The following is a 21,323-nucleotide window of genomic DNA, read 5'->3' on the forward strand; positions in this document are numbered from 1 at the left end:
CGCCGGCATCTACAAGGCCGTGGCGCGCAAGATGGCGATCACCGTGGCGGCCAAGTCCAAGGACTTCTCCGCCAAATTTCCGACCATCACCATCAGCAAGAACACCTGAAACCACAAGGACTGCTGAGATAACAACGACAGCGGAGACAACGCTGAGACAACCGAGACGCACCCCTGCATGAACCTGCTGGCATCCCTGCGGTATTTGGCCGCGCTCGACGAGCACAAACATTTTGGCCGCGCCGCCCAGGCCTGCCACATCACCCAGCCGGCGTTGTCCAACGCCTTGCGCGCGCTGGAGGCCGAGTTCGGCGCGGTCATCGTCAAGCGCGGGCGCAACTTTGAGGGCTTCACGCCCGAAGGCGAGCGCGTGCTGCTCAGCGCCCAGCGCATGCTGCATGAGCGCGAGCTGCTGCAGCAGGAACTCGACAGCGGCATCGGCAAGCCGCAAGGCAGCCTCAGCATAGGCGCCGTGCCCACCGCCATGCCGATTGCCGCGCGCTTTTGCGCGCTGCTGCAGGCGCGTTACCCGGGCATCTCGCCGACGGTGCGCTCCATGAGTTCCAACGAACTGGAAACCGGCCTGGAAAGCCTGGCGCTGGACATGGGCCTGGGCTACACCGACCGCCTGCGCACCAACGGCCCGCGCCTGCGCCAGATCACGCAATACACCGAGCATTATTTTTTCGTCCGGCGCGCGGAAAAGCCGCGCGCGGACACGCTGCAAATCGGCCCCGGCATCACCTGGGCCGAGGCGTCCAGGCATCCCCTGTGCATGCTGACCCGGGAAATGCACAACCGCACCATCGTCGAAAAAGCCTTTGAAGACGCCGGCGTGGCCAGCCAGCCCGGCATAGAGACCAACTCCATCCTCACGCTGGCGCTGTCGGTGGTGGAGGGCAATGTCTGCAGCATCATGCCCGGCGCCCTGGTTGGCGCGGTGCGCGGCTACCGCGAACTCGAAGCCTTGCCCTTGGTGGCGCCCGAGGTGCGCACCACCATAGGCTTCATCGCCCAAGGCGGCGACCGCCCCTCCCGCACCCTCGAAGCCGCGCTGGCGCTCGCGGAAGATCCCGCCTGGCTGCGCCACGCAGCCGCCCACAGCGGCTTGCTGAGCGTCTAGCTGCCCCACAAAACTGCACGGTACGCGGCTCCCTACTACGCGGAGGCCCTAGGGAGTAACCCTCGAGTTGCACAAAAAAAGCAACTACGGGGGACTCTTAATACCAGTCGGGGCCGCGGGACTGGCTTTGCCAGACCGCAGGCGCAGCGCCCCCTCGGGGGGCAGCGGCTACACGCAGTGAGCAAGCGTGGGGGCTCTATTGATTTATTTTTTGAATCAACGCATGTCCCGATTCAATTTGACCGTGTTGCCGCGCCGCCGTGACACTTCGCACACCTCGATGGGGGCGATAGACACTAATAACACGGAGACAAAGACATGACAGGATTCCTCGATAAAGAGCGCATCATTGCCGGCCCTGGTTTCAACCGGTGGCTGGTTCCCCCCGCCGCACTGGCGATCCACTTGTGCATAGGCATGGCCTACGGCTTCTCGGTGTTCTGGCTGCCGCTGTCCAAGGCGCTGGGCGTCAAGGAATCCATCAAGTGCGGCCCGGAAGTCGGTTTTTTCGCCGAGCTCTTCACCACCAGCTGTGACTGGAAAATCTCCACCCTGGGCTGGATGTACACACTGTTCTTCGTGCTGCTGGGCATTTCCGCGGCCACCTGGGGCGGCTGGCTGGAACGCGCCGGCCCGCGCAAGGCCGGCGTGGTCTCGGCCGTTTGCTGGTGCGGCGGCATGCTGATCTCGGCGCTGGGCATTTACCTGCACCAGTTCTGGCTGATGATCCTGGGCTCGGGCGTCATAGGCGGCATAGGCCTGGGGCTGGGCTACATCTCGCCGGTCTCCACGCTGATCAAGTGGTTCCCCGACCGCCGCGGCATGGCCACCGGCATGGCCATCATGGGTTTCGGCGGCGGCGCGATGATAGGTTCGCCGCTGGCCGCCGACCTGATGAAATATTTCGCCACGCCGACCAGCGTGGGCGTGATGCAGACCTTTGTCGTCATGGCGCTGGTGTACTTCGTCTTCATGATGGCCGGCGCCTTCGGCTACCGCGTGCCTGAAACCGGCTGGAAGCCCGAAGGCTGGACGCCGCCGGCCGCCGCCACCAACACCATGATCACGCAGCGCCACGTGCACGTGAAAAAAGTGTGGGGCATTCCCCAGTTCTGGCTGATCTGGATGGTGCTGTGCATGAACGTGAGCGCCGGCATCGGCGTGATCGGCATGGCGTCGCCCATGCTGCAGGAAGTCTTCGGCGGCTCGCTGATCGGCGTGAGCCAGAAGTTCGGCGAACTCGACAAGACGCAGCTGGCCGCCATCGCCACCGTCGCCGCGGGCTTTACCGCGCTGCTGAGCCTCTTCAACATCGGCGGGCGTTTCTTCTGGGCCAGCCTGTCCGACAAGCTGGGCCGCAAGATGACCTATGTGGTCTTCTTCGTGCTGGGCGGCGTGCTGTATTTCAGCGTGCCCGGCAGCGCGGCGGCCGGCAGCATTTTGCTTTTCGTCGGCGCCTTCTGCATCATCCTGAGCATGTACGGCGGCGGCTTTGCCACCGTGCCGGCCTACCTTGCCGACATCTTCGGCACCCAGATGGTGGGCGCCATCCACGGCCGCCTGCTGACGGCGTGGGCCACGGCCGGCATCCTGGGCCCGGTGGTGGTGAACTACATGCGCGAGTACCAGCTCGGCCTTGGCATCCCGCGCGAACAGGTCTATAACCAGACCATGTACATCCTGGTGGGCATGCTGGTGGTGGGGCTGATCTGCAACCTGCTGGTGCGCCCGCTGAACCCGAAGTGGTTCATGACGGACAGCGAGCTTGCCGAAGAAAAACGCCTGGCGCATGAAAAAGCCGCGGCCTCCGAACTGCACCGCACAAACGGCGGTAATGGCGGCAACGGCGGCGGCACAGTCAGCCCGGCCGTGGTGGTGCTGGCCTGGCTTGCGGTGGGTATCCCGCTGGCCTGGGGCATCTACCGCACGCTGCAAAGCGTTGCCAAGTTCTTCCAGTAAATATGGTCCCCACGCTTTTCACTTCGTGTACCTACGGCGTTACGCTGCCCCTTTCCTTGAATCGTGGGGCGCGTTTTTCCTTGGGGCGGCCCGGCGGAAAACCCTGGCTGCCACGTAATACATGACTTTCATTGCCAGCCATCGCTAGCCAAAAAGGACACGGAACCAGATGTTGACCGACAGCGCACGCGAAACCATCAACGAGGTGGTCGCCAGCCACAAGCAGATGCCGGGGGCCTTGCTGCCCATCCTGCACGGCATCCAGGACGCTGTGGGTTACATCCCGGCCGAAGCGGTGGACAGCATCGCGCGGGAGCTCAACCTCTCGCGCGCCGAAGTCCATGGCGTGGTGACTTACTACCACCACTTCCGTTCCGAACCGGCGGGCAAGCACGTGGTGCAGATCTGCCGGGCCGAGGCCTGCCGGTCCATGGGCTCCGAGCGCCTGTGGGCGCATGCCTGTTTGCACCTGGACAGCGACGGGCACAAGCCGACCAAGGACGGCGCCTTCACGGTCGAGCCGGTGTACTGCCTGGGTTTGTGCGCGTCGTCGCCGTCGATGGCGATTGACGGCAAGGTGCATTCGCGCGTCAATGTGGAGAAATTCAACACCCTGGTGGCGCAGGCCAGGAGCCAGGCATGAGCATCAAGGTCTTTGTTCCCCGCGACTCGGCGGCCCTGGCGGCAGGCGCCGATGAGGTGGCCGCGGCCATCGCTGCCCGCGCGAAAGCACGCGGCATTGAGATTGAACTGGTGCGCAACGGTTCGCGCGGCCTGTTCTGGCTGGAGCCCATGGTGGAAGTCGCCACCGGCGCGGGCCGCGTCGCCTATGGGCCGGTGGACGCCGGCGACGTGGACGCCTTGTTTGACGCCTCCTTCCACACCGGCGGCGCGCATGCGCTGAAGCTGGGCCTGACTGAAGACATTCCCTACCTGCGCAAACAGGAGCGCCTGACCTTCGCCCGCATGGGCGTGACCGACCCGCTGTCGCTGGCCGACTATGAGGCGCACGAAGGCTACGCGGGCCTGCGCAGGGCGCTGGCCATGCCCGCAACCGAGGTGGTTCAGCAGGTGCTGGATTCCGGCCTGCGCGGCCGCGGCGGCGCGGCCTTTCCGGCCGGCATCAAATGGAAAACCGTGGCGGCGCTGCAGGCGTCGCAGAAGTACGTGGTCTGCAACGCCGACGAAGGCGACTCGGGCACCTACTCCGACCGCATGACCATGGAGGGCGACCCCTTCATGCTCATCGAGGGCATGACGATTGCCGGCGTGGCCAGCGGCGCCACCGAGGGTTATATCTACATCCGTTCTGAATACCCGCATGCGGTTGCCACCATGACGCAGGCGATTGCGGCGGCCGAAGCCGCCGGCTTTCTGGGCGACGACATCCTGGGCTCGGGAAAAAGCTTCCGGCTGCATGTGCGCAAGGCGGCGGGCTCCTATGTCTGCGGCGAAGAGACCGCCATGCTCGAAAGCCTGGAGGGCAAACGCGGCATCGTGCGCGCCAAGCCGCCGATTCCGGCCATCACCGGCCTGTTCGGCAAGCCGACGGTGATCAACAACGTCATCACCTTTGCGTCGGTGCCCGTCATCCTGGCGAAGGGCGCCGATTTTTACAAACACTACGGCGTGGGCCGCTCGCGCGGCACCCTGCCGATACAGCTCGCGGGCAACATCAAGTACGGCGGCCTGGTTGAAAAAGCCTTCGGCGTCACGCTGCGCGAGCTGATGTACGACTACGGCGGCGGCTCGGCCTCGGGCCGGCCCATCAAGGCGGTGCAGGTCGGCGGGCCATTGGGCGCCTATGTGCCGGAATCGCAATGGGACATCCCGCTGGACTACGAAGCCTATGCGGCCGTGGGCGCCGTGGTGGGCCACGGCGGCATCGTGGTGCACGACGACACGGCCGACATGGCCGGCCTGGCGCGCTACGCCATGGAGTTCTGCGCCATCGAGTCCTGCGGCAAGTGCACGCCCTGCCGCATAGGCTCCACGCGCGGCGTGGAAGTCATCGACAAAATCACCGCCGACCAGAACCGGCCGCAGCAGGTCAAGCTGCTGCGAGACCTGTGCGACACCATGGTTAATGGGTCTTTGTGTGCCATGGGCAACATGACGCCGTATCCTGTGTTGTCGGCCCTCAACCATTACCCGCAGGATTTCGGCATCACCACGCCGGACCGCAAGGCAGCTTAAGGAGTCCACCATGCTCGACCATCTCAAGGAAACCGACTACGGCACGCCCAGGCGCGAATCGGAAACGGAAGTCACGCTGGAGATCGACGGCGAGAGCGTGACCGTCGCCGCCGGCACCTCGCTGATGCGCGCGGCGATGGACGCCGGCATCAAGGTGCCCAAGCTGTGCGCCACCGACAGCCTGGAGCCCTTCGGCTCCTGCCGCCTGTGCCTGGTGGAGATCGAAGGGCGCAAGGGCTTTCCGGCCTCCTGCACCACGCCGGCCGAAGCCGGCATGAAGGTGCGCACCCAGACGCCCAAGTTGCAGGACCTGCGCAAGGGCGTGATGGAGCTCTACATCTCCGACCATCCGCTGGACTGCCTGACCTGCTCGGCCAACGGCAACTGTGAGCTGCAGGACATGGCCGGCGTCACCGGCCTGCGCGAAGTGCGCTACGGCATGGACGGCGCCAACCACTTCCGCGACGGCAGCAAGCCCAAGATCGATGAATCGAACCCCTACTTCAGCTACGACGCCTCCAAGTGCATCGTCTGCAACCGCTGCGTGCGCGCCTGCGAGGAAACCCAGGGCACCTTCGCGCTGACCATCAGCGGCCGCGGCTTCGAGTCGCGCGTCTCGCCCGGCCAGGACCAGCCCTTCATGGAATCCGAGTGCGTGAGCTGCGGCGCCTGCGTCGAAGCCTGCCCCACCGCCACGCTGCAGGAAAAAACCGTCATCATGCTGGGCCAGCCCGAGCACAGCAAGATCACCACCTGCGCCTACTGCGGCGTCGGCTGCGCCTTCAAGGCCGAGATGAAGGGCAATGAAGTCGTGCGCATGGTGCCGTGGAAGGACGGCAAGGCCAATGAAGGCCACTCCTGCGTCAAGGGCCGGTTTGCCTGGGGTTATGCCACGCACAAGGACCGCATCACCAAGCCGATGATCCGCAAGAGCATCAACGACCGCTGGCGCGAAGTCAGCTGGGACGAGGCCATCGGCTACGCGGCCAGCGAGTTCCGCCGCATCCAGGCCAAGCACGGCAAGGATTCCATCGGCGGCATCACCTCGTCGCGCTGCACCAACGAAGAAACCTACCTGGTGCAAAAACTGGTGCGCGCGGCTTTCGGCAACAACAACGTCGACACCTGCGCGCGCGTCTGCCATTCGCCCACCGGCTACGGCCTGGGCCAGACCTACGGCACCTCGGCCGGCACGCAGACCTTCAAGTCGGTCGAAAAGGCCGACGTCATCATGGTCATAGGCGCCAATCCGACCGACGGCCACCCGGTGTTCGCCTCGCGCATGAAAAAGCGCCTGCGTGAAGGAGCGCGCCTGATCGTCATCGACCCGCGCCGCATCGACATCGTGAAGTCGCCGCACATCCAGGCCGACTACCACCTGCCGCTCAAGCCCGGCACCAACGTGGCCATGATTTCCGCGCTGGCCCACGTGGTCGTCACCGAAGGCCTGCTGGCCGACGACTACATCGCCGAGCGCTGCGACGACAAGTCCTTTAACGAATGGCGCGACTTTGTGGCGCGCCCCGAGAACTCGCCCGAGGCCATGGAAAAAGTCACCGGCGTCGCCGCCGACGACATACGCGGCGCCGCCCGGCTGTACGCCACCGCCGGCAACGCGGCGATCTATTACGGCCTGGGCGTGACCGAGCATTCGCAGGGCTCCACCATGGTCATGGGCATCGCCAACCTGGCCATGGCCACCGGCAATGTCGGGCGCGAAGGCGTGGGCGTGAACCCGCTGCGCGGACAGAACAATGTGCAGGGCGCCTGCGACATGGGCTCCTTCCCGCACGAGCTGCCCGGCTACCGCCATATTTCCGACTCCACCGTGCGCTCGGAATTCGAGGCCGCCTGGGGCGTCACGCTGAACCCCGAGCCGGGCCTGCGCATTCCCAACATGTTCGACGCGGCGCAGGCCGGCAGCTTCCTGGGCCTCTATTGCGAAGGCGAGGACATCGTGCAGTCCGACCCGAACACGCAGCACGTGGCCGAGTCGCTCAAGGCCATGGAATGCATCGTGGTGCAGGACATCTTCCTGAACGAAACCGCCAAGTACGCGCACGTCTTTTTGCCGGGTTCTTCCTTCCTCGAAAAGGACGGAACCTTCACCAATGCCGAACGCCGCATCTCGCGCGTGCGCAAGGTCATGCCGCCGCAGGCCGGGTTGGCCGACTGGGAAGTCACCGTCAAGCTGGCCAATGCGCTCGGCTACCCGATGAGTTATTCGCACCCGCGCGAAATCATGGCCGAGATCGCCGCGCTGACGCCCACCTTCCGCGGCGTCACTTACGCAAAGATCGAAAAGCACGGCAGCGTGCAGTGGCCCTGCAACGACGGCACCGAGGAACTCGGCACCGAGATCATGCACAAGGACAAGTTTGTGCGCGGCAAGGGCCGCTTCATCATCACGCAGTACGTGGCGACCGACGAGAAGGTCACTCGCAAGTTCCCGCTGCTGCTGACGACCGGCCGCATCCTGTCGCAATACAACGTGGGTGCGCAGACGCGGCGCACGCCCAACAACCAGTGGCACAGCGAAGACCGGCTGGAAATCCATCCGCACGACGCCGAAGAGCGCGGCATCAAGCCCGACGACTGGGTGGGCATTGAAAGCCGCGCCGGCCAGACCGTGCTGCGCGCCCTGGTCACCGAGCGCATGCAGCCCGGCGTGGTCTACACCACCTTCCATTTCCCCGAGTCGGGCGCCAACGTCATCACCACGGACGCCTCCGACTGGGCCACCAATTGCCCCGAGTACAAGGTCACGGCGGTGCAGGTCATGCCCGTGGCGCAGCCGTCCGAGTGGCAGAAGTCTTACTCGCGCTTCAACACGCAGCAGCTGCAACTGGCCGAGGCGGCCTCGCAGCCCCAAGCGGCTGCCGAAGCCGTGGTGGGCAAATAGGCCGGCGGCCGGCCGTCATGCAGATGAACGAGTTGCCCCTGCCGCAGACCACGGGCGCGCGCGCCGTGCCGGTGACGGGTGTTCGTTCGCGCCGCTTTTTTGAGGGCACCGACTGGGTGGCCGAAGAAATTCCGGTGGCCCTGGAATACAACGGCGTGTCGCATGCCGTCATGCTGGCAAGCCCGTCGGACCTGGAAGACTTTGCCTTCGGTTTCTCACTGACGGAAGGCATCGTCGACGACATCTCCCAGATACGCGACATCGACATCTCCGGCAACGCGCAGGGCATCACGGTGCATATGGAGATCGCCTCCTCGTGTTTTGCGCGGCTCAAGGACAGGCGCCGCAGCCTGGCCGGCCGCACCGGCTGCGGCCTGTGCGGCACCGACAGCCTGGCGCATGCCGTGCGCCTGCCTCAGCCGCTGGGCGGTGATGCGCGCTTTTCCGCCCTGTCGGTGACGCGGGCGCTGGCCGCCCTGCGCGACAAACAATTGCTGCTGGGCATCACTGGCGCCACCCACGCCGCCGCATGGTGCAACGCGGCCGGCGAGATCATGCTGCTGCGCGAAGACGTGGGGCGCCACAACGCCCTGGACAAACTCGTAGGCGCGCTGCGGCGCGGGAAGTTCGCGGCCGGTGAAGGTTTTGTGGTCGTGACCAGCCGCGCCAGCTACGAGATGGTGCACAAGACGGCCGTCGCCGGCGTAACGCTGCTGGCCGCCGTGTCCGGCGTGACCGGCCTGGCCATCGACGTGGCCCGGGATGCCGGTGTCGCCTTGCTGGGTTTTGCGCGCGGCGAAGACCTTTCCGTTTATTGCCACGCCGAGCGCATTCATTTAGACCACGCAGCATGAACAACGACAACCTGATCCACATGGCCAACCAGATTGGCGTTTTTTTCGAGTCCATGCCCGACCGCCACCAGGCCGAGCAGGACCTCGCCACCCACCTCAAGAAGTTCTGGGACCCGCGCATGCGCCGGGCTTTCCTTGAACTGATAGACGGCAACGCCGGCGCGCAGATCAGCGACATCGTGCGCACGGCGGTGCGGGACCACCGCGCATTGCTGGCTTGATGCGCGCTTGACGGTGAGGGTTTCGCCCTGCGGTCCGCGCGGCAGGCGGGGTTTCAGGGGCCTATGCCCCGTGCCCGTGAACGTGTTTGCACCGTGGATTTGACGCCCGGTTGCGGGGCGCTGATACTCTGCCCGGCGGCCGGCGCGACCTCTACCCTGTGAGCCGGCACACACTCCAAGAACCATGAATCTTTTTTCTTTGCCTGTACGGGTCAATTCCCCGGTTGAAAACCGCCGTTCCCCCGGTCACTGCCGGCGGTATTCCGCCATGCCGACATGACAGACATCGACGTCCAGCCCACGCTCCCCGGAATCCCCGAAGCCTTGCCCGGGCGCGACCAGGCCGGCGCCGGCCTGCCCCTGCGGCACTGGTTGCTGGAGGGTTTGCGCGCCGGCGTCTTTTTAAAACCCCGCGTGGCGGGGCATTCGCCCACGCCGCTGCAGATCCTGCTCCTGACGGTGCTGGTGCTGGCCCTTGAGCTGGCGCTGTCCCGCCTGGAGGTGCCCGGCGCCGCGCGCCTGGATTTGCAGGCCTGGCTGTCGGGCTGGTGGACCGCCGGCCTGTTCCTGGGGCTGGCCTGGTGGGCGCTTCCCGTGCCGGAAACCACGGCGGACCGCAGCCCGGATGAAGTGCCCGGCGAACGCCTGATGGGTGTCGCCGCCTGCTTCGTGCTGTGGCTGCTCTCGTCCCTGCCGGCCACCGTGGTGTACCAGGGGGTGATCGCCGCCCTGGCCCAGGGCTGGGTCAGCGGTTCGGTGTTTTCGTCCCCCTGGCTTTACTGGGCCTTTTACGCACTGTTCATCGCCTGGGGGGTGGGCACGGCCGCCGTGCTGGTCTGGCGTTTTGCCGGCCGGACCTGGCGCACGGCGGTGTTCGCACTGGTTCTGCTGGTCTCCAGCGGCCTGATGGTCTGGCAGTTCCAGGCGCGCACCTGGCAGGAAGACTACGCCGCGCGTGATGCCGCCGCCGAAAAGCCCCGGTTGCAGCTGAGCCAGCAAACCTTTGAAGCGCAGCAGGCGCTGTGGGAAAAAACCATGGCCGCCATCGCGCGGGAACGCCCCGGCGTCACCGACGTGTACGCGCTGGTGTTCGCCCCTTACGCCTCGGAAGACGTGTTCCTGCGCGAAAGCACCCTGGCCAGCCGCGTGCTGGCCGAACGCTTTGACGCCGAAGGCCGGGTGGTGCACCTGGTGAACCACGCCGGCACCGCGCAAACCCACTTGTGGGCCACCGCGCTGAACCTGGAGCGCGCCATCGACGCCATCGCCCAGCGCATGGACCGCGACAAGGACGTGCTGGTGGTCTACATGACCTCGCACGGCGCCAGCGACTTCAAGCTGGCCGCTTACCACTGGCCGCTGCAGGTGCCGCCCGTGACGCCCGCCGAGCTGCGCGAGGCGCTCGACAAGGCCGGCGTGCGCAACCGCGTGATCGCGATCTCGGCCTGCTACTCGGGCGGCTGGGTCGACCCGCTGGCCGGCGACACCACGCTGGTCATGACGGCGGCCGACGCCACCCACACCTCTTACGGCTGCGGAAGCCGCTCCGAGCTCACCTTTTTCGGCCGCGCGATGTTCGACGAACAGCTGCGCAAGACGCATTCCTTCGAGCAGGCCTTTGCCCGCGCCGTGCCGCTGATCAAGCAGCGCGAAATCGACGCCGGCAAGGAAGACGGCTTTTCTAACCCGCAGATCCGGGTGGGCGCGGGCATCAGCCCGGTGCTGCGCGCGCTGGAAAAGCGGCTGGACGCGCTGCCGGTGGCCGCTGCCCCGGCGCCCGTGGCCGCCACCCGCCCATAAGGCCCGGATAACGCCCCGGATAAGGCCCGGATCACGGCCGCATAACCCGGCTGCAAACCCGGCCATCGTTCAGGGCCGCCGACTTTGCGTTATGGTCGGCGCATGAACACCCTTTTCCTCAAGCTCGGCTGGAAAACCATGCTGCGCGACCTGCGCGCGGGCGAGCTTCGCCTGCTGATCGTGGCCGTCACCCTGGCCGTCGCGGCCCTCACCGCCGTCGGCTTTTTTGCCGACCGCCTCAAGGGCGGGCTGCAGCGCGACGCGCGCCAGCTGCTGGGCGGCGACGCCGTGATCCGCAGCGACGGGCTGACGCCGGCCGCCTTTATCGCCAAAGCCCAGGCGCTGGGCCTCAAAGGCATTTCCACCGTCACCTTTCCCACCATGGGCCGCGCCACTGATGCCGACGGCGGCGCCAGCAAGCTGGTGGCCTTCAAGGCCGTGCCCGACGGTTATCCCCTGCGCGGCAGCCTGAAGGTGGCCGGCAGCGCCGAAGAACCCGGTGCCGACACGCGCGAGATACCGGCGCCCGGCACGGCCTGGGCCGACGCCTCGCTGCTCGATTCACTGGGCCTGAAGCTCGGCCAGACTCTGCTGATGGGCGACGCCGGCTTCAAGCTCACGCGCATCATCGTGCAGGAACCTGACCGCGGCGCTGGCTTCATCAGCTTTTCGCCCCGCGTCATGGTCAATGAGGCCGACGTCAAGGCCACCAACCTGATCCAGCCCGCCAGCCGCACCAACTACCGCTTTGCCGTCGCCGGCGAAGACAAGGCGGTCAAGGCCTATGTGAAATGGGCCGAGGAAGAAATCAAGAAACCCTTCGAGCAGTCGGGCGTGCGCGGCGTGCGCCTGGAGTCGCTGGAATCGGGCAGCCCCGAGATGCGCCAGACCCTGGACCGCGCCGAGAAATTCCTCAACCTCGTGGCGCTGCTGGCGGCCTTGCTGAGCGCCGTGGCGGTGGCGATTGTGGCGCGCGGTTTCGCGGCCAAACACCTGGACGACTGCGCCATGTTGCGCGTGCTGGGCCAGCCGCAGCGCACCATCGCGCTGGCCTACGCGTTTGAATTCGTGTTGGCGGGCCTGTTTGCCAGCGCGCTCGGCGTGGTGCTGGGTTTTGCCGTGCATTACGGCTTTGTGCTGCTGCTGGCCGGCCTGGTCGAAACCGCCTTGCCGGCCGCCACCTTCTGGCCCGTGCTCTTCGGCATGGGCATGGGCCTCACGCTGCTGCTGGCCTTCGGCCTGCCGCCCGTGCTGCAGCTGGCCCAGGTGCCGCCGCTGCGTGTCATCCGCCGCGACGTCGGCAATCTCAAGCCTGCCTCGCTCGCGGTGCTGGGTGTGGGCATGGCGGGTTTCGCCGCTTTGCTGGTGGCCGCGAGCAGCGACCTGAAGCTGGGTCTGATCGCTGTGGGCGGCTTTGCCGGCGCGGTGCTGGTGTTTGCCGCGGCCAGTTTTGCCGCCGTCAAGCTGCTGCGCGCCAGCGTCAACGAACAGACCGCGCCGCGCTGGCTGGTGCTGGCCACGCGCCAGCTTTCCGCGCGGCCCATCTACGCCGTGGTGCAGACCAGCGCGCTGGCCGTCGGCCTGCTGGCGCTGATGCTGCTGGTGCTGCTGCGCACCGACCTCATCAGCAGCTGGCGCAAGGCCACGCCGCCCGACGCGCCCAACCGTTTTGTCATCAACGTGCAGCCCGAGCAGGGCGACGCTTTCCAGCAGGCCCTTCGCGACGGCGGCGTGAAAAAGTTCGACTGGTATCCCATGATCCGCGGCCGCCTGGTCGCGGTGAACGGCAAGCCCGTCACGCCAGACGACTTTGAGGACGACCGCGCCAAGCGCCTGGTCGACCGCGAGTTCAACCTTTCCAACAGCGCCGACATGCCCTCGCACAACCAGACCAGCGGCGGGCGCTGGACGCCCGGCGAAAAAGACGCCGTCAGCGTCGAGGACGGCCTGGCCAAGACCCTGGGCCTCAAGCTCGGCGACTCCTTGCGCTTTGACATCGGCGGGCAGGTCAGCGAGGCGAAGATCACCAGCCTGCGCAAGGTCGACTGGGGCTCCATGCGCGTCAACTTTTTTGTGATGTACACGGTCGCGAAGCTGCCGGCCGACGTGCCCGTGTCCTTCATCAGCGCCTTCCGCGCGCCCGATCCGTTGGCAACCGCCCCCGGCCAGCCGCACCCGCAAAGCTTTGACAACACCCTGGTCAAGGCCTTCCCGAACATCACCAACGTCGACATGAGCAGCACGCTGGCCCAGGTGCAGCGCGTGCTCGACCAGGTGATACGCGCGGTGGAATTTTTATTCGGCTTCACGCTCGCTGCCGGCCTGGTCGTGCTGTTCGCTGCCATCACCGCCACACGCGAGGAACGTGCCCGCGAGTTCGCCATCATGCGGGCGGTGGGGGCGCGAGCCTCCTTGCTGCGGCAGGTGCAGCGCGCCGAGCTGGCGGGCGTCGGCTTGCTGGCTGGCTTCCTGGCCTCCATCGTTGCGCTGGCGGTGGGATGGGGATTGGCGCGGTTTGTGTTTGACTTCAACTGGACCGGGTCGTGGACGGTGCCGGTTTTTGGCAGCCTCGCGGGGGCTGTGCTGGCTTTGGCGGCGGGGTGGTGGGGGTTGAGGTCGGTTTTGAATACGCCGGTGGTGGAGACGCTTCGGAAGGCGCAGTGACGGGCGCCTTCCCAACTCCGTTCGGGATGGGCCGGTTGTTGTCCTCAGGGCGTGTTCTTTGCTGAGTTCTGCTGGCCGGGGTCGCCCGGCATGCGACTCACTTTTTTTGCTTCGCCAAAAAAAGTAAGCAAAAAAAGGCGACCCTGGCTCCTGCGTCCCCTGCGCTTCGCTTCGGGGCAACCTGCGGTGCTCGGTCCAGCCGGGGTCAAAAACAACTCGCTTCGCTCAAACAAGTTTTTGCCCTGATCCGTCTGGCCCTCCGCTCCTCGGCGCATCCACAAGGGGTGGGAGCGGGGAGGAGAAATACCAAACTGCCGAAGAGCGAACCTGTGGAATTAGCCCTAGGCCCGAATCGATCCTGCCACTCCTTCGATAATCCCCTCATGCAGATCGAAGAACGCCCTCCCGGAAATCCCCCATTCGAAACTCCCTATGCCTGGATAGGCGGAGAGGAGCGCGTCAAGGCCCTCGTCGAGCGCTTTTACGATTTGATGGACCTGGAGCCCGGCTACACGGCCCTGCGCGCCGCGCACGGCAGCACGCTGGACAACGCGCGGCAGCGGCTGTTCTGGTTTTTGTGCGGCTGGCTGGGCGGGCCGCAGTATTACACCGATCGCTTCGGCCATCCGCGCCTGCGCATGCGCCACATGCCGCAGCAGACCGGCGGCGGCTCCATCGGCATTGCCGAGCGCGACCAGTGGCTGGCCTGCATGGACCAGGCCATGCGCGAGACCGGGGTCGATGAAGGCCTGCGCACGCGGCTCAATACGTCGTTTTTCCAGACGGCGGACTGGATGCGCAACCGGGGCGAGTGAGCGGCACGGACGCCCTCGCTGGCAGCCAGATAACGCGCTCGCTTGCCCGCATAATCAAAACCGCTTTTCACCCTGTTCCCGTTGTTCACCCAGCAGCCCTTGAGCCATAAGCACATGCCAGAAATCGTCTTCAAAGGCAAAGAGTACGTCTACAACCGCCACCGCCGCGTTACGCCGGTCAGGTGGATCCGGTGTTCATGGACCTGCCCTATGCGGCAGTGTCAACCAGCGCTTGGCCGACCGGCTTGATCGCCGTTTATTGCTGGTCCACGCCATGATCACGTTACACGTCACCCGGGAACTGGCTCGCGCCCTCAAGCTGCCGGCCAAACTCGCTGTTGATTCGAGTGCGGCTGGCAGCACTTTGGGCCCCTGGTCTTTGGGTCTGGTGCATTGCCGGCCCGCCAAATTTGTGGTGGCGGTGAGTGCCTCCACGCGCTGGGCGATGGCGCTGCATGCCGCGCCCTTGGCCACACTGCAGGAGCGCTTCGGCCCCGCCTTGCTGCTGAACCTGCTGGCACTCGGCGTGCCGCCGGACCGTGCCCGTGCCGAGGTGGATGCCCACGCGCCGGTCCAGTGGGCCCTGGGCCACGACCGCGGTGTGCTGGCGCACCTGAACCAGTGCACCGCTGATGTCCTGTGGGCGGCCAACGATGGCATGTCGCTGCCCTCGGTCAATCGGCGCCTGGCCGACCGCATCGTCATCAAGCCACGGACGGGAACGCCCTCCACCGAGGTGCTGCGCCTGCTTGGGGCCGATCCGGACAGCCTGTCTACCCGCATGCGCACGGAAGCAGCAGGGTGGAATGACACGTATGCGCTGATGCAGGCGCAAGCCGGACAGGAGGTGGTGACGATGCCTGTGCTGCGCTTGCTGCGGGTCGAACGGCTGGAGGCGCGCCACCAGGCCAGCATCCTGATGAATCAGCTTCCTGTGGACTCGCGTCGCAGCCTGGCCTCGGGCCGATCGCCCCGATGGGTTCCGCGCGAACTGGTGCTGGACCTGCAGGGCATTGAGGCGGCAGGTCCGGCGTTTGCCGCCGCACTACATGCCGAGGCGCTGGCACTGGGTCTGAGGCAGATCACCTTGCACAATGCACTCGAGGAAGTGGTCACTCAGTTGCTACAGATGCAATAGCGGATCGAGCCTGGTTGGCATGTGCTGCTGCCATTAGCGGATTGGCGGCCTCAGCCCTGCGCCAGCAACACCACCAACGCCCCGGCGCCGCCCTCGGCCGGACGCGCCTGCACAAAGGCCAGCACTTCCTGCTTCTGGATCAGCCAGCCCTGCACCTTGCCCTTGAGCACCGGCGTCTTGCCGGGTGAGCCCAGGCCCTTGCCGTGCACCACGCGCACGCAGCGCCAGCCGACCTTGTGCGCATCCTTGATGAAAAGAGCCAATGCTTCGCGCGCGTCTTCGCGGCGCAGGCCGTGCAGGTCGAGCTGCCCCTGGATGCTCCAGCCGCCGCGGCGCAGCTTGCGCACCACGTCCGGCCCCATGCCGGGCCGGCGGAAGCTCAGCGCCTCGTCGGTGTCCAGCAGGGTTTCCACATCAAATTCGTCGGAAATCGCTTCGCGCATCACCGCGAGTTCGTCGCGCTGCTGCTGCACCGGGATGGGCGCGGCCTGCTGCAGCGGCAGCGAGGCCTTGTGGCCGGGCAGGTGCTTGGCGGGCAGGGACTTGACGGCGCCCACGGCGCGCGAGAACAGCTCTTTTTCGGCTTTGGCTTTGGCGGCTGCTGCGGCCTTTGCGGCAGCCAGTTCTTTTTCAAGCCGGGCCCGGTCTTCGATCTCCCGCTTGACGGCCTTGAGGTCCTGCAGGCTTTTGAGTGCGGGCGCTTTCATGGGCTCACCTTATAGCAATCCGAGCTCGGCCATGGACACCGCCTGGTTGCTTGTCACCACGAAGTGGTCAAGCACGCGCACGTCGATCAGCGCCAGCGCGGCCTTGAGGGTTTGTGTGAGCGCCTCGTCGGCGCGCGAGGGCTGGGCCGAGCCGCTGGGGTGGTTGTGGGCCAGCACCACGCTGGCGGCGTTCAGGGCCAGGGTGCGGGTGACGACTTCGCGCGGGTAGACCGAGGTTTGCGTCAATGTGCCGCGGAACAGCTCTTCGAGCGCGATCAGCCTGTGCTGGCTGTCCAGGAACAGGATGGCGAACACCTCGTGCGGCCGGCTGCCCAGCTGCAGCTGCAAATAGTCGCGCACGGCCTGCGGCGTGTCGAACAGCGTGGTTTCCTTGAGCTGCCCGGCCAGGGCGCGGCGGGCCAGTTCCAGCACGGCGACCAGTTGCGCGCGCTTGGCCGCGCCGCCCAGGCCCTTGATGCGTTTGAGGCTTTCGGCCGTGGTGTGCAGCAGCCCGGCCACGCCGCCGAAGGTGTCCAGCAGCTCCTGGCCCATCTGCAGCACGTTTTTGCCGGGGATGCCGGTGCGCAGCAGCAGGGCCAGCAATTCGGCGTCGCTGAGCGCGGCGGGGCCGCGGGCCAGCAGTTTTTCGCGGGGGCGGGTGTCTTGGGGGAGGTCTTTCAGGATCATGGATCGATCTTCTTGTTGTTGTGAGGGCGGTAAAGGTGTGCGGGCACGTCGCGTGAAAAAGGCCAAAAAACCGGGTTTGGCCCGGGCAAGCGGTAGTTTCTACAATAGGGGCAGTTTACAAACACTGGCCCGCCGTTCCGGCCGGCCCCGAAAGCCCCCGCCTTATGCCCACCGTGGAACTCTCCGCCGCCCCCCTGGTCCAGCAGGGCTCTTTCCTGACCCTGCACTATCGCATGGCCGGGCCGTCCGTGAACGGGAAACCGGGCGCCGACATCATCAACACCTTTGACGGCAAACCGGCCACGCTGAGCCTGGGCACGGGCGAGCTGTCGCCGGCCCTTGAGCAGCGCCTGCTGGGCCTGGCCGAAGGCACGCGCACCACCTTTGAATTGCCGGCCGGCGCGGCCTTCGGCGACCGCAACCCCGAACTCGTGCAGTGGGTGGCGCGCAAGCTGCTCAATGAGCTGGGCGACCCTGACGAGCAATACAAGGTCGGCGACGTGGTGCAATTCCCCACGCCCGACGGCATGGGCCAGTACGCGGGCGCGGTGCAGCAGGTCAAGGAGGGCGGTGATGCGGTGCAGTTCGACTTCAACCACCCACTGGCCGGCCAGCCCGTGGTGTTTGAAGTCCATGTAATAGGCGTCCTATGACTGAAGCGAAACAGCAGCCGCAGGAAATCCTGCTCGCCGAGCCGCGCGGCTTTTGCGCCGGTGTCGACCGCGCGATTGAAATCGTCGAGCGGGCCCTGACCAAATTCGGCGCGCCGATTTACGTGCGCCACGAGATCGTGCACAACACCTACGTCGTCAACGACCTCAAACAAAAAGGCGCGATCTTCATCGAAGAGCTGGACGACGTGCCGCCCGGCGCCACGCTGGTGTTCAGCGCCCACGGCGTGAGCCAGGCCATCCAGAAAGAGGCCGAGCGCCGCGGCTTCCAGATCTTCGACGCCACCTGCCCGCTGGTGACCAAGGTGCACGTTGAAGTCGCCAAGCTGCACAAAGAGGGTTACGAGTTCATCATGATCGGCCACAAGGGCCACCCCGAAGTCGAGGGCACCATGGGCCAGCTCGACAGCGGCATCCACCTGGTGGAAGACGTGGCCGACGTCTGGCGCATCAGCCCCGGCCAGACCGAGCGACTGGCCGTGGTCACGCAGACCACGCTGAGCGTGGACGACGCGGCCGAGATCAGCGCCGCCGTGAAGCAGCGCTTTCCGCAGGTGCGCGAGCCCAAGCAGCAGGACATCTGCTACGCCACGCAGAACCGCCAGGACGCCGTCAAGGTGCTGAGCCCGCAGGTCGACATCCTCATCGTGGTCGGCAGCCCGACCAGTTCCAACAGCAACCGCCTGCGCGAACTCGCCGCCAAGCTGGGCACCGAGGCCTATATGGTCGACGACGCCAGCGAGCTCCAGGAGTCGTGGTTCGAGGGCAAAAGCCGGGTCGGCCTCACGGCCGGCGCCTCGGCGCCCGAAATCCTCGTCAAGCAGGTGATAGACCGCATCAAGGCGCTGGGCGCGGTGTCGGTGCGCAAGATGGACGGCATCGAGGAAACCATCAAGTTCCCGCTGCCCAAGGGCCTGAAGCTCGACGCGCAAGGCCACATGCTGGAAGTCAACGACAGCCAGCTCCACCAACTCAGCTGATTTTTTTCTTCCCATGACCGATCGCGACGACATCGAGAATTGCCTGCGCACCTTTGACGCCGGCTACAGCCATTTCATCCGCAAAACCCCGCTGTGGCAGCTGCCCGGCAAGGCGCTGGGCGTGGACTGCGACCAGGTCTGGCTCAAGCTTGAGCACCTGCAGACCGGCGGCAGCTTCAAGGCGCGCGGCATGCTCAACCGCCTGCTGTCCAACCCCATCCCGGCCAGCGGCGTCATCGTCGCCTCGGGCGGCAACGCCGGCATCGCCACCGCGGCCGCGGCGCGTGAACTGGGCGTGCGCTGCGAGGTGTTTGTGCCCGAAGTCTCCACCCCCGCCAAACGCGCCAGGCTGGCCGCGCTGGGCGCCGAGGTGGTGGTGACGGGCGCGGCCTATGCCGATGCGCTCAAGGCCTGCCTGGCGCGCCAGCAGGAAACCGGCGCGCTGCTCACGCATGCCTACGACCAGCCCGAAGTGCTGGCCGGCGCCGGCACCATGGCCGCCGAAATCGAGCAGCAGGGCGGTGTGCCCGACTCGGTGCTGGTCAGCGTGGGCGGCGGCGGCCTGATAGGCGGCGTGGCCGGCTGGTTCGGGCAGCGCAGCCGCGTGGTCGCCCTCGAGCCCGAACTCGCGCCCACCCTCTACAAGGCCCGCGAGGTCGGCCAGCCGGTGGACGTGGGCGTCAGCGGCATCGCCGCCGATTCGCTGGGCGCCAAACGCATAGGCAGCCTCGCCTGGGAAGTCACCCAGGCCCACGTGCGCGACGCGCTGCTGCTGACCGACGAATCGATACGCGCCGCGCAGCTGTGGCTCTGGAAAGAGCTCAAGCTGGCCGTCGAGCCCGCCGCGGCCCTGCCGCTGGCCGCGCTGCAAAGCGGCCGCTACCGTCCGCGCGCCGACGAAAAAGTCTGCCTCATCATCTGCGGCGCCAACCTGGACCCGGCCAGCCTGAACTGAGCCGAACAGGCCCCCGCACTAAATACAATCGCCCCATGCTAGACATCAACCTGCTCCGCAAAGACCTGCCCTCGGCCATCGCCCGGCTGGAAACCCGCAAAACCCCGCAAGCCTTCCTCGACGTGGAAGCTTTCCAGGCCCTGGAGGCTGAACGCAAGGCCCTGCAGATCCGCACCGAGGAACTGCAGAACCAGCGCAACACGCTGTCCAAGCAGATCGGCCAGCTCAAATCCAAGGGCGAAGACGCCAGCGCCGTCATGGCGCAAGTGAGCGCTTCCAAAGCCGAACTCGAAACCTCGGCCGCCCGGCTTGAGCAGATCCAGGCCGACATGCAGTCCCTGCTGCTGGCCGTGCCCAACCTGCCCCACGAAAGCGTGCCGCAGGGCGCGGGCGAGGCTGGCAACGTCGAGTTGCGCAAATGGAGCCCTGTCGAAGGCCTGGGCGGCGAACCTGCGGCGTTTTCCTTCGAAGTGAAGGACCACGTCGACGTCGGCCAGCCCCTGGGCCTGGACTTCGAGCTCGGCACCAAGCTGACCGGCTCGCGCTTTACCGTGATGAAGGGCCCGCTGGCGCGCCTGCACCGCGCGCTCGCGCAGTTCATGCTCGACGTGCAGACCCAGGAGCACGGCTACACCGAGTGCTACACGCCCTACATCGTCAACGGTGATTCGCTGCGCGGCACCGGCCAGTTGCCCAAGTTCGAGGAAGACCTGTTCGCCGCCAAAAAAGGCGGGCAGGAAGGCGCGGCCGAAGCTGAAAGCACCGCGTTGTACCTGATCCCCACCTCGGAAGTGCCGCTGACCAACTTCGTGCGCGACGAGATCGTCGCCGAGGCCGAGCTGCCGCTGCGCTACACCGCCCACACGCCGTGCTTCCGGTCGGAGGCCGGCAGCTACGGCCGCGACACCCGCGGCATGATCCGCCAGCACCAGTTCGACAAGGTCGAGATGGTGCAGATCACGCACCCCGACAAAAGCTACGAAGCGCTCGAAGCCATGACGGGCCACGCCGAAGCCATCCTGCAAAAGCTGGGCCTGCCTTACCGCGTCATGCTGCTGTGTACCGGCGACATGGGCTTCGGCGCCACCAAGACCCATGACCTCGAAGTCTGGCTGCCCGCGCAGAACACCTACCGCGAAATCAGCTCGGTCTCCAACTGTGAAGCCTTCCAGGCGCGCCGCCTGCAGGCCCGCTTCAAGAACGCGCAAGGCAAGAACGAGTTTGTGCACACCCTCAACGGCTCGGGCCTGGCCGTGGGCCGTACCCTCGTGGCCGTGCTCGAGAACTACCAGCTCGCCGACGGCTCGGTGGCTATACCCGCCGTGCTGCAGCCGTATATGGGTGGCGTCACGGTGTTGACCCCGGCAGGCAAGTAATTGACTGAGGACTCCCAGCCCAGCCGGGGCCGCGGAACTGGCTTTGCCAGGCCGCAGGCGCAGCGGCCCCCTCGGGGGGCAGGAAGCTACACGAAGTGAGCGACCGTGGGGGCTAGTTAGATGGCTGATAGAATATCGGCTCCACACACACTGGAGAGGTGGCAGAGTGGCCGAATGTACCTGACTCGAAATCAGGCGTACCGCAAGGTACCGTGGGTTCGAATCCCACCCTCTCCGCCAAAATTGCATCCAGAGAAATCCAGGTTGATCTGAGA

The 21,323-nt window shown here is 66.1% G+C and carries 17 protein-coding genes and 1 tRNA gene; 16 read left to right on the forward strand and 2 right to left on the reverse strand.

What is annotated here, in order from left to right; genetic code table 11:
• Positions 1-178 precede the first annotated feature (178 nt).
• From ACLV8F_RS23435 to ACLV8F_RS23485, 11 genes are all read left to right on the forward strand, one after another.
• The gene (locus tag ACLV8F_RS23435) at positions 179-1,123 is read left to right on the forward strand and encodes a LysR family transcriptional regulator (protein ID WP_411886600.1); all 945 of its coding nucleotides are present in this window, start codon (positions 179-181) and stop codon (positions 1,121-1,123) included.
• Positions 1,124-1,441: 318 nt separating this feature from the next.
• Positions 1,442-3,082 (forward strand): OFA family MFS transporter, encoded by a 1,641-nt coding sequence (locus ACLV8F_RS23440; RefSeq protein ID WP_411886601.1) that lies wholly within the window; start codon positions 1,442-1,444, stop codon positions 3,080-3,082.
• Between the two features lie 169 nt (positions 3,083-3,251).
• Positions 3,252-3,725 carry a formate dehydrogenase subunit gamma gene (locus ACLV8F_RS23445; RefSeq protein ID WP_411886602.1) on the forward strand — a complete coding sequence of 158 codons (474 nt, stop codon included), beginning with the start codon at positions 3,252-3,254 and terminating at the stop codon, positions 3,723-3,725.
• Positions 3,722-5,278, forward strand: coding sequence for a formate dehydrogenase beta subunit (locus ACLV8F_RS23450; protein ID WP_411886603.1), 1,557 nt, complete (start codon positions 3,722-3,724; stop codon positions 5,276-5,278). The genes ACLV8F_RS23445 and ACLV8F_RS23450 overlap by 4 nt, the downstream gene beginning before the upstream one ends.
• 10 nt (positions 5,279-5,288) lie before the next feature.
• Entirely contained in the window at positions 5,289-8,180 is a 2,892-nt protein-coding gene (gene fdhF / locus ACLV8F_RS23455; RefSeq protein ID WP_411886604.1) for a formate dehydrogenase subunit alpha, read from the forward strand.
• 17 nt (positions 8,181-8,197) lie between these two features.
• A complete protein-coding gene (gene fdhD / locus ACLV8F_RS23460) occupies positions 8,198-9,034 on the forward strand; it encodes a formate dehydrogenase accessory sulfurtransferase FdhD (protein WP_411886605.1) in 837 nt (278 codons plus the stop codon).
• Positions 9,031-9,255 (forward strand): formate dehydrogenase subunit delta, encoded by a 225-nt coding sequence (locus ACLV8F_RS23465; RefSeq protein WP_411886606.1) that lies wholly within the window; start codon positions 9,031-9,033, stop codon positions 9,253-9,255. Before fdhD ends, ACLV8F_RS23465 begins: the two co-directional genes overlap by 4 nt.
• Before the next feature lie 276 nt (positions 9,256-9,531).
• On the forward strand, positions 9,532-11,055 hold the full coding sequence (locus ACLV8F_RS23470; protein WP_411886607.1) for a C13 family peptidase: 1,524 nt from the start codon (positions 9,532-9,534) through the stop codon (positions 11,053-11,055).
• A 102-nt stretch (positions 11,056-11,157) separates the two neighbouring features.
• Positions 11,158-13,719, forward strand: a complete 2,562-nt coding sequence (locus tag ACLV8F_RS23475) for an ABC transporter permease (RefSeq protein ID WP_411886608.1) — start codon at positions 11,158-11,160, stop codon at positions 13,717-13,719.
• A 383-nt stretch (positions 13,720-14,102) separates the two neighbouring features.
• On the forward strand, positions 14,103-14,534 hold the full coding sequence (locus ACLV8F_RS23480; RefSeq protein WP_411886609.1) for a group II truncated hemoglobin: 432 nt from the start codon (positions 14,103-14,105) through the stop codon (positions 14,532-14,534).
• Positions 14,535-14,808: 274 nt separating this feature from the next.
• Positions 14,809-15,672 (forward strand): DUF6933 domain-containing protein, encoded by an 864-nt coding sequence (locus ACLV8F_RS23485; protein WP_411886610.1) that lies wholly within the window; start codon positions 14,809-14,811, stop codon positions 15,670-15,672.
• Between the two features lie 50 nt (positions 15,673-15,722).
• Here ACLV8F_RS23485 and ACLV8F_RS23490 read toward each other — a convergent pair whose 3' ends face one another.
• Positions 15,723-16,379 (reverse strand): Smr/MutS family protein, encoded by a 657-nt coding sequence (locus ACLV8F_RS23490; protein ID WP_411886611.1) that lies wholly within the window; start codon positions 16,377-16,379, stop codon positions 15,723-15,725.
• A 9-nt stretch (positions 16,380-16,388) separates the two neighbouring features.
• Complete coding sequence (gene radC, locus ACLV8F_RS23495) at positions 16,389-17,066, reverse strand: RadC family protein (RefSeq protein WP_411886612.1); 678 nt, start codon at positions 17,064-17,066, stop codon at positions 16,389-16,391.
• Positions 17,067-17,230: 164 nt separating this feature from the next.
• Here radC and ACLV8F_RS23500 point away from each other — a divergent pair, with 164 nt between their 5' ends.
• The 5 genes from ACLV8F_RS23500 (at position 17,231) to ACLV8F_RS23520 (ending at position 21,288) form a co-directional block, all read left to right on the forward strand.
• Positions 17,231-17,719 (forward strand): FKBP-type peptidyl-prolyl cis-trans isomerase, encoded by a 489-nt coding sequence (locus tag ACLV8F_RS23500; protein WP_411886613.1) that lies wholly within the window; start codon positions 17,231-17,233, stop codon positions 17,717-17,719.
• Positions 17,716-18,717 carry a 4-hydroxy-3-methylbut-2-enyl diphosphate reductase gene (gene ispH, locus ACLV8F_RS23505; RefSeq protein ID WP_411886614.1) on the forward strand — a complete coding sequence of 334 codons (1,002 nt, stop codon included), beginning with the start codon at positions 17,716-17,718 and terminating at the stop codon, positions 18,715-18,717. The genes ACLV8F_RS23500 and ispH overlap by 4 nt, the downstream gene beginning before the upstream one ends.
• 13 nt (positions 18,718-18,730) lie before the next feature.
• The gene (locus ACLV8F_RS23510; protein WP_411886615.1) at positions 18,731-19,672 is read left to right on the forward strand and encodes a threonine/serine dehydratase; all 942 of its coding nucleotides are present in this window, start codon (positions 18,731-18,733) and stop codon (positions 19,670-19,672) included.
• A gap of 35 nt (positions 19,673-19,707) precedes the next feature.
• Positions 19,708-21,048 carry a serine--tRNA ligase gene (gene serS / locus ACLV8F_RS23515; protein ID WP_411886616.1) on the forward strand — a complete coding sequence of 447 codons (1,341 nt, stop codon included), beginning with the start codon at positions 19,708-19,710 and terminating at the stop codon, positions 21,046-21,048.
• 152 nt (positions 21,049-21,200) lie between these two features.
• Positions 21,201-21,288, forward strand: a tRNA-Ser gene (locus tag ACLV8F_RS23520).
• The last annotated feature ends 35 nt before the right edge of the window (positions 21,289-21,323 follow it).

It is taken from the genome of Polaromonas sp. YR568, from assembly GCF_943369675.1.
Lineage (GTDB): Bacteria > Pseudomonadota > Gammaproteobacteria > Burkholderiales > Burkholderiaceae_C > Polaromonas.

Excerpts from the sequence above, each read along its gene's own strand:
- ACLV8F_RS23435 (WP_411886600.1), top strand. The coding sequence starts at position 179 with ATGAACCTGCTGGCATCCCTGCGGTATTTGGCCGCGCTCGACGAGCAC.
- ACLV8F_RS23440 (WP_411886601.1), top strand. The coding sequence starts at position 1,442 with ATGACAGGATTCCTCGATAAAGAGCGCATCATTGCCGGCCCTGGTTTC.
- ACLV8F_RS23445 (WP_411886602.1), top strand. The coding sequence starts at position 3,252 with ATGTTGACCGACAGCGCACGCGAAACCATCAACGAGGTGGTCGCCAGC.
- ACLV8F_RS23450 (WP_411886603.1), top strand. The coding sequence starts at position 3,722 with ATGAGCATCAAGGTCTTTGTTCCCCGCGACTCGGCGGCCCTGGCGGCA.
- fdhF (WP_411886604.1), top strand. The coding sequence starts at position 5,289 with ATGCTCGACCATCTCAAGGAAACCGACTACGGCACGCCCAGGCGCGAA.
- fdhD (WP_411886605.1), top strand. The coding sequence starts at position 8,198 with ATGCAGATGAACGAGTTGCCCCTGCCGCAGACCACGGGCGCGCGCGCC.
- ACLV8F_RS23465 (WP_411886606.1), top strand. The coding sequence starts at position 9,031 with ATGAACAACGACAACCTGATCCACATGGCCAACCAGATTGGCGTTTTT.
- ACLV8F_RS23470 (WP_411886607.1), top strand. The coding sequence starts at position 9,532 with ATGACAGACATCGACGTCCAGCCCACGCTCCCCGGAATCCCCGAAGCC.
- ACLV8F_RS23475 (WP_411886608.1), top strand. The coding sequence starts at position 11,158 with ATGAACACCCTTTTCCTCAAGCTCGGCTGGAAAACCATGCTGCGCGAC.
- ACLV8F_RS23480 (WP_411886609.1), top strand. The coding sequence starts at position 14,103 with ATGCAGATCGAAGAACGCCCTCCCGGAAATCCCCCATTCGAAACTCCC.
- ACLV8F_RS23485 (WP_411886610.1), top strand. The coding sequence starts at position 14,809 with ATGATCACGTTACACGTCACCCGGGAACTGGCTCGCGCCCTCAAGCTG.
- ACLV8F_RS23490 (WP_411886611.1), bottom strand. The coding sequence starts at position 16,379 with ATGAAAGCGCCCGCACTCAAAAGCCTGCAGGACCTCAAGGCCGTCAAG.
- radC (WP_411886612.1), bottom strand. The coding sequence starts at position 17,066 with ATGATCCTGAAAGACCTCCCCCAAGACACCCGCCCCCGCGAAAAACTG.
- ACLV8F_RS23500 (WP_411886613.1), top strand. The coding sequence starts at position 17,231 with ATGCCCACCGTGGAACTCTCCGCCGCCCCCCTGGTCCAGCAGGGCTCT.
- ispH (WP_411886614.1), top strand. The coding sequence starts at position 17,716 with ATGACTGAAGCGAAACAGCAGCCGCAGGAAATCCTGCTCGCCGAGCCG.
- ACLV8F_RS23510 (WP_411886615.1), top strand. The coding sequence starts at position 18,731 with ATGACCGATCGCGACGACATCGAGAATTGCCTGCGCACCTTTGACGCC.
- serS (WP_411886616.1), top strand. The coding sequence starts at position 19,708 with ATGCTAGACATCAACCTGCTCCGCAAAGACCTGCCCTCGGCCATCGCC.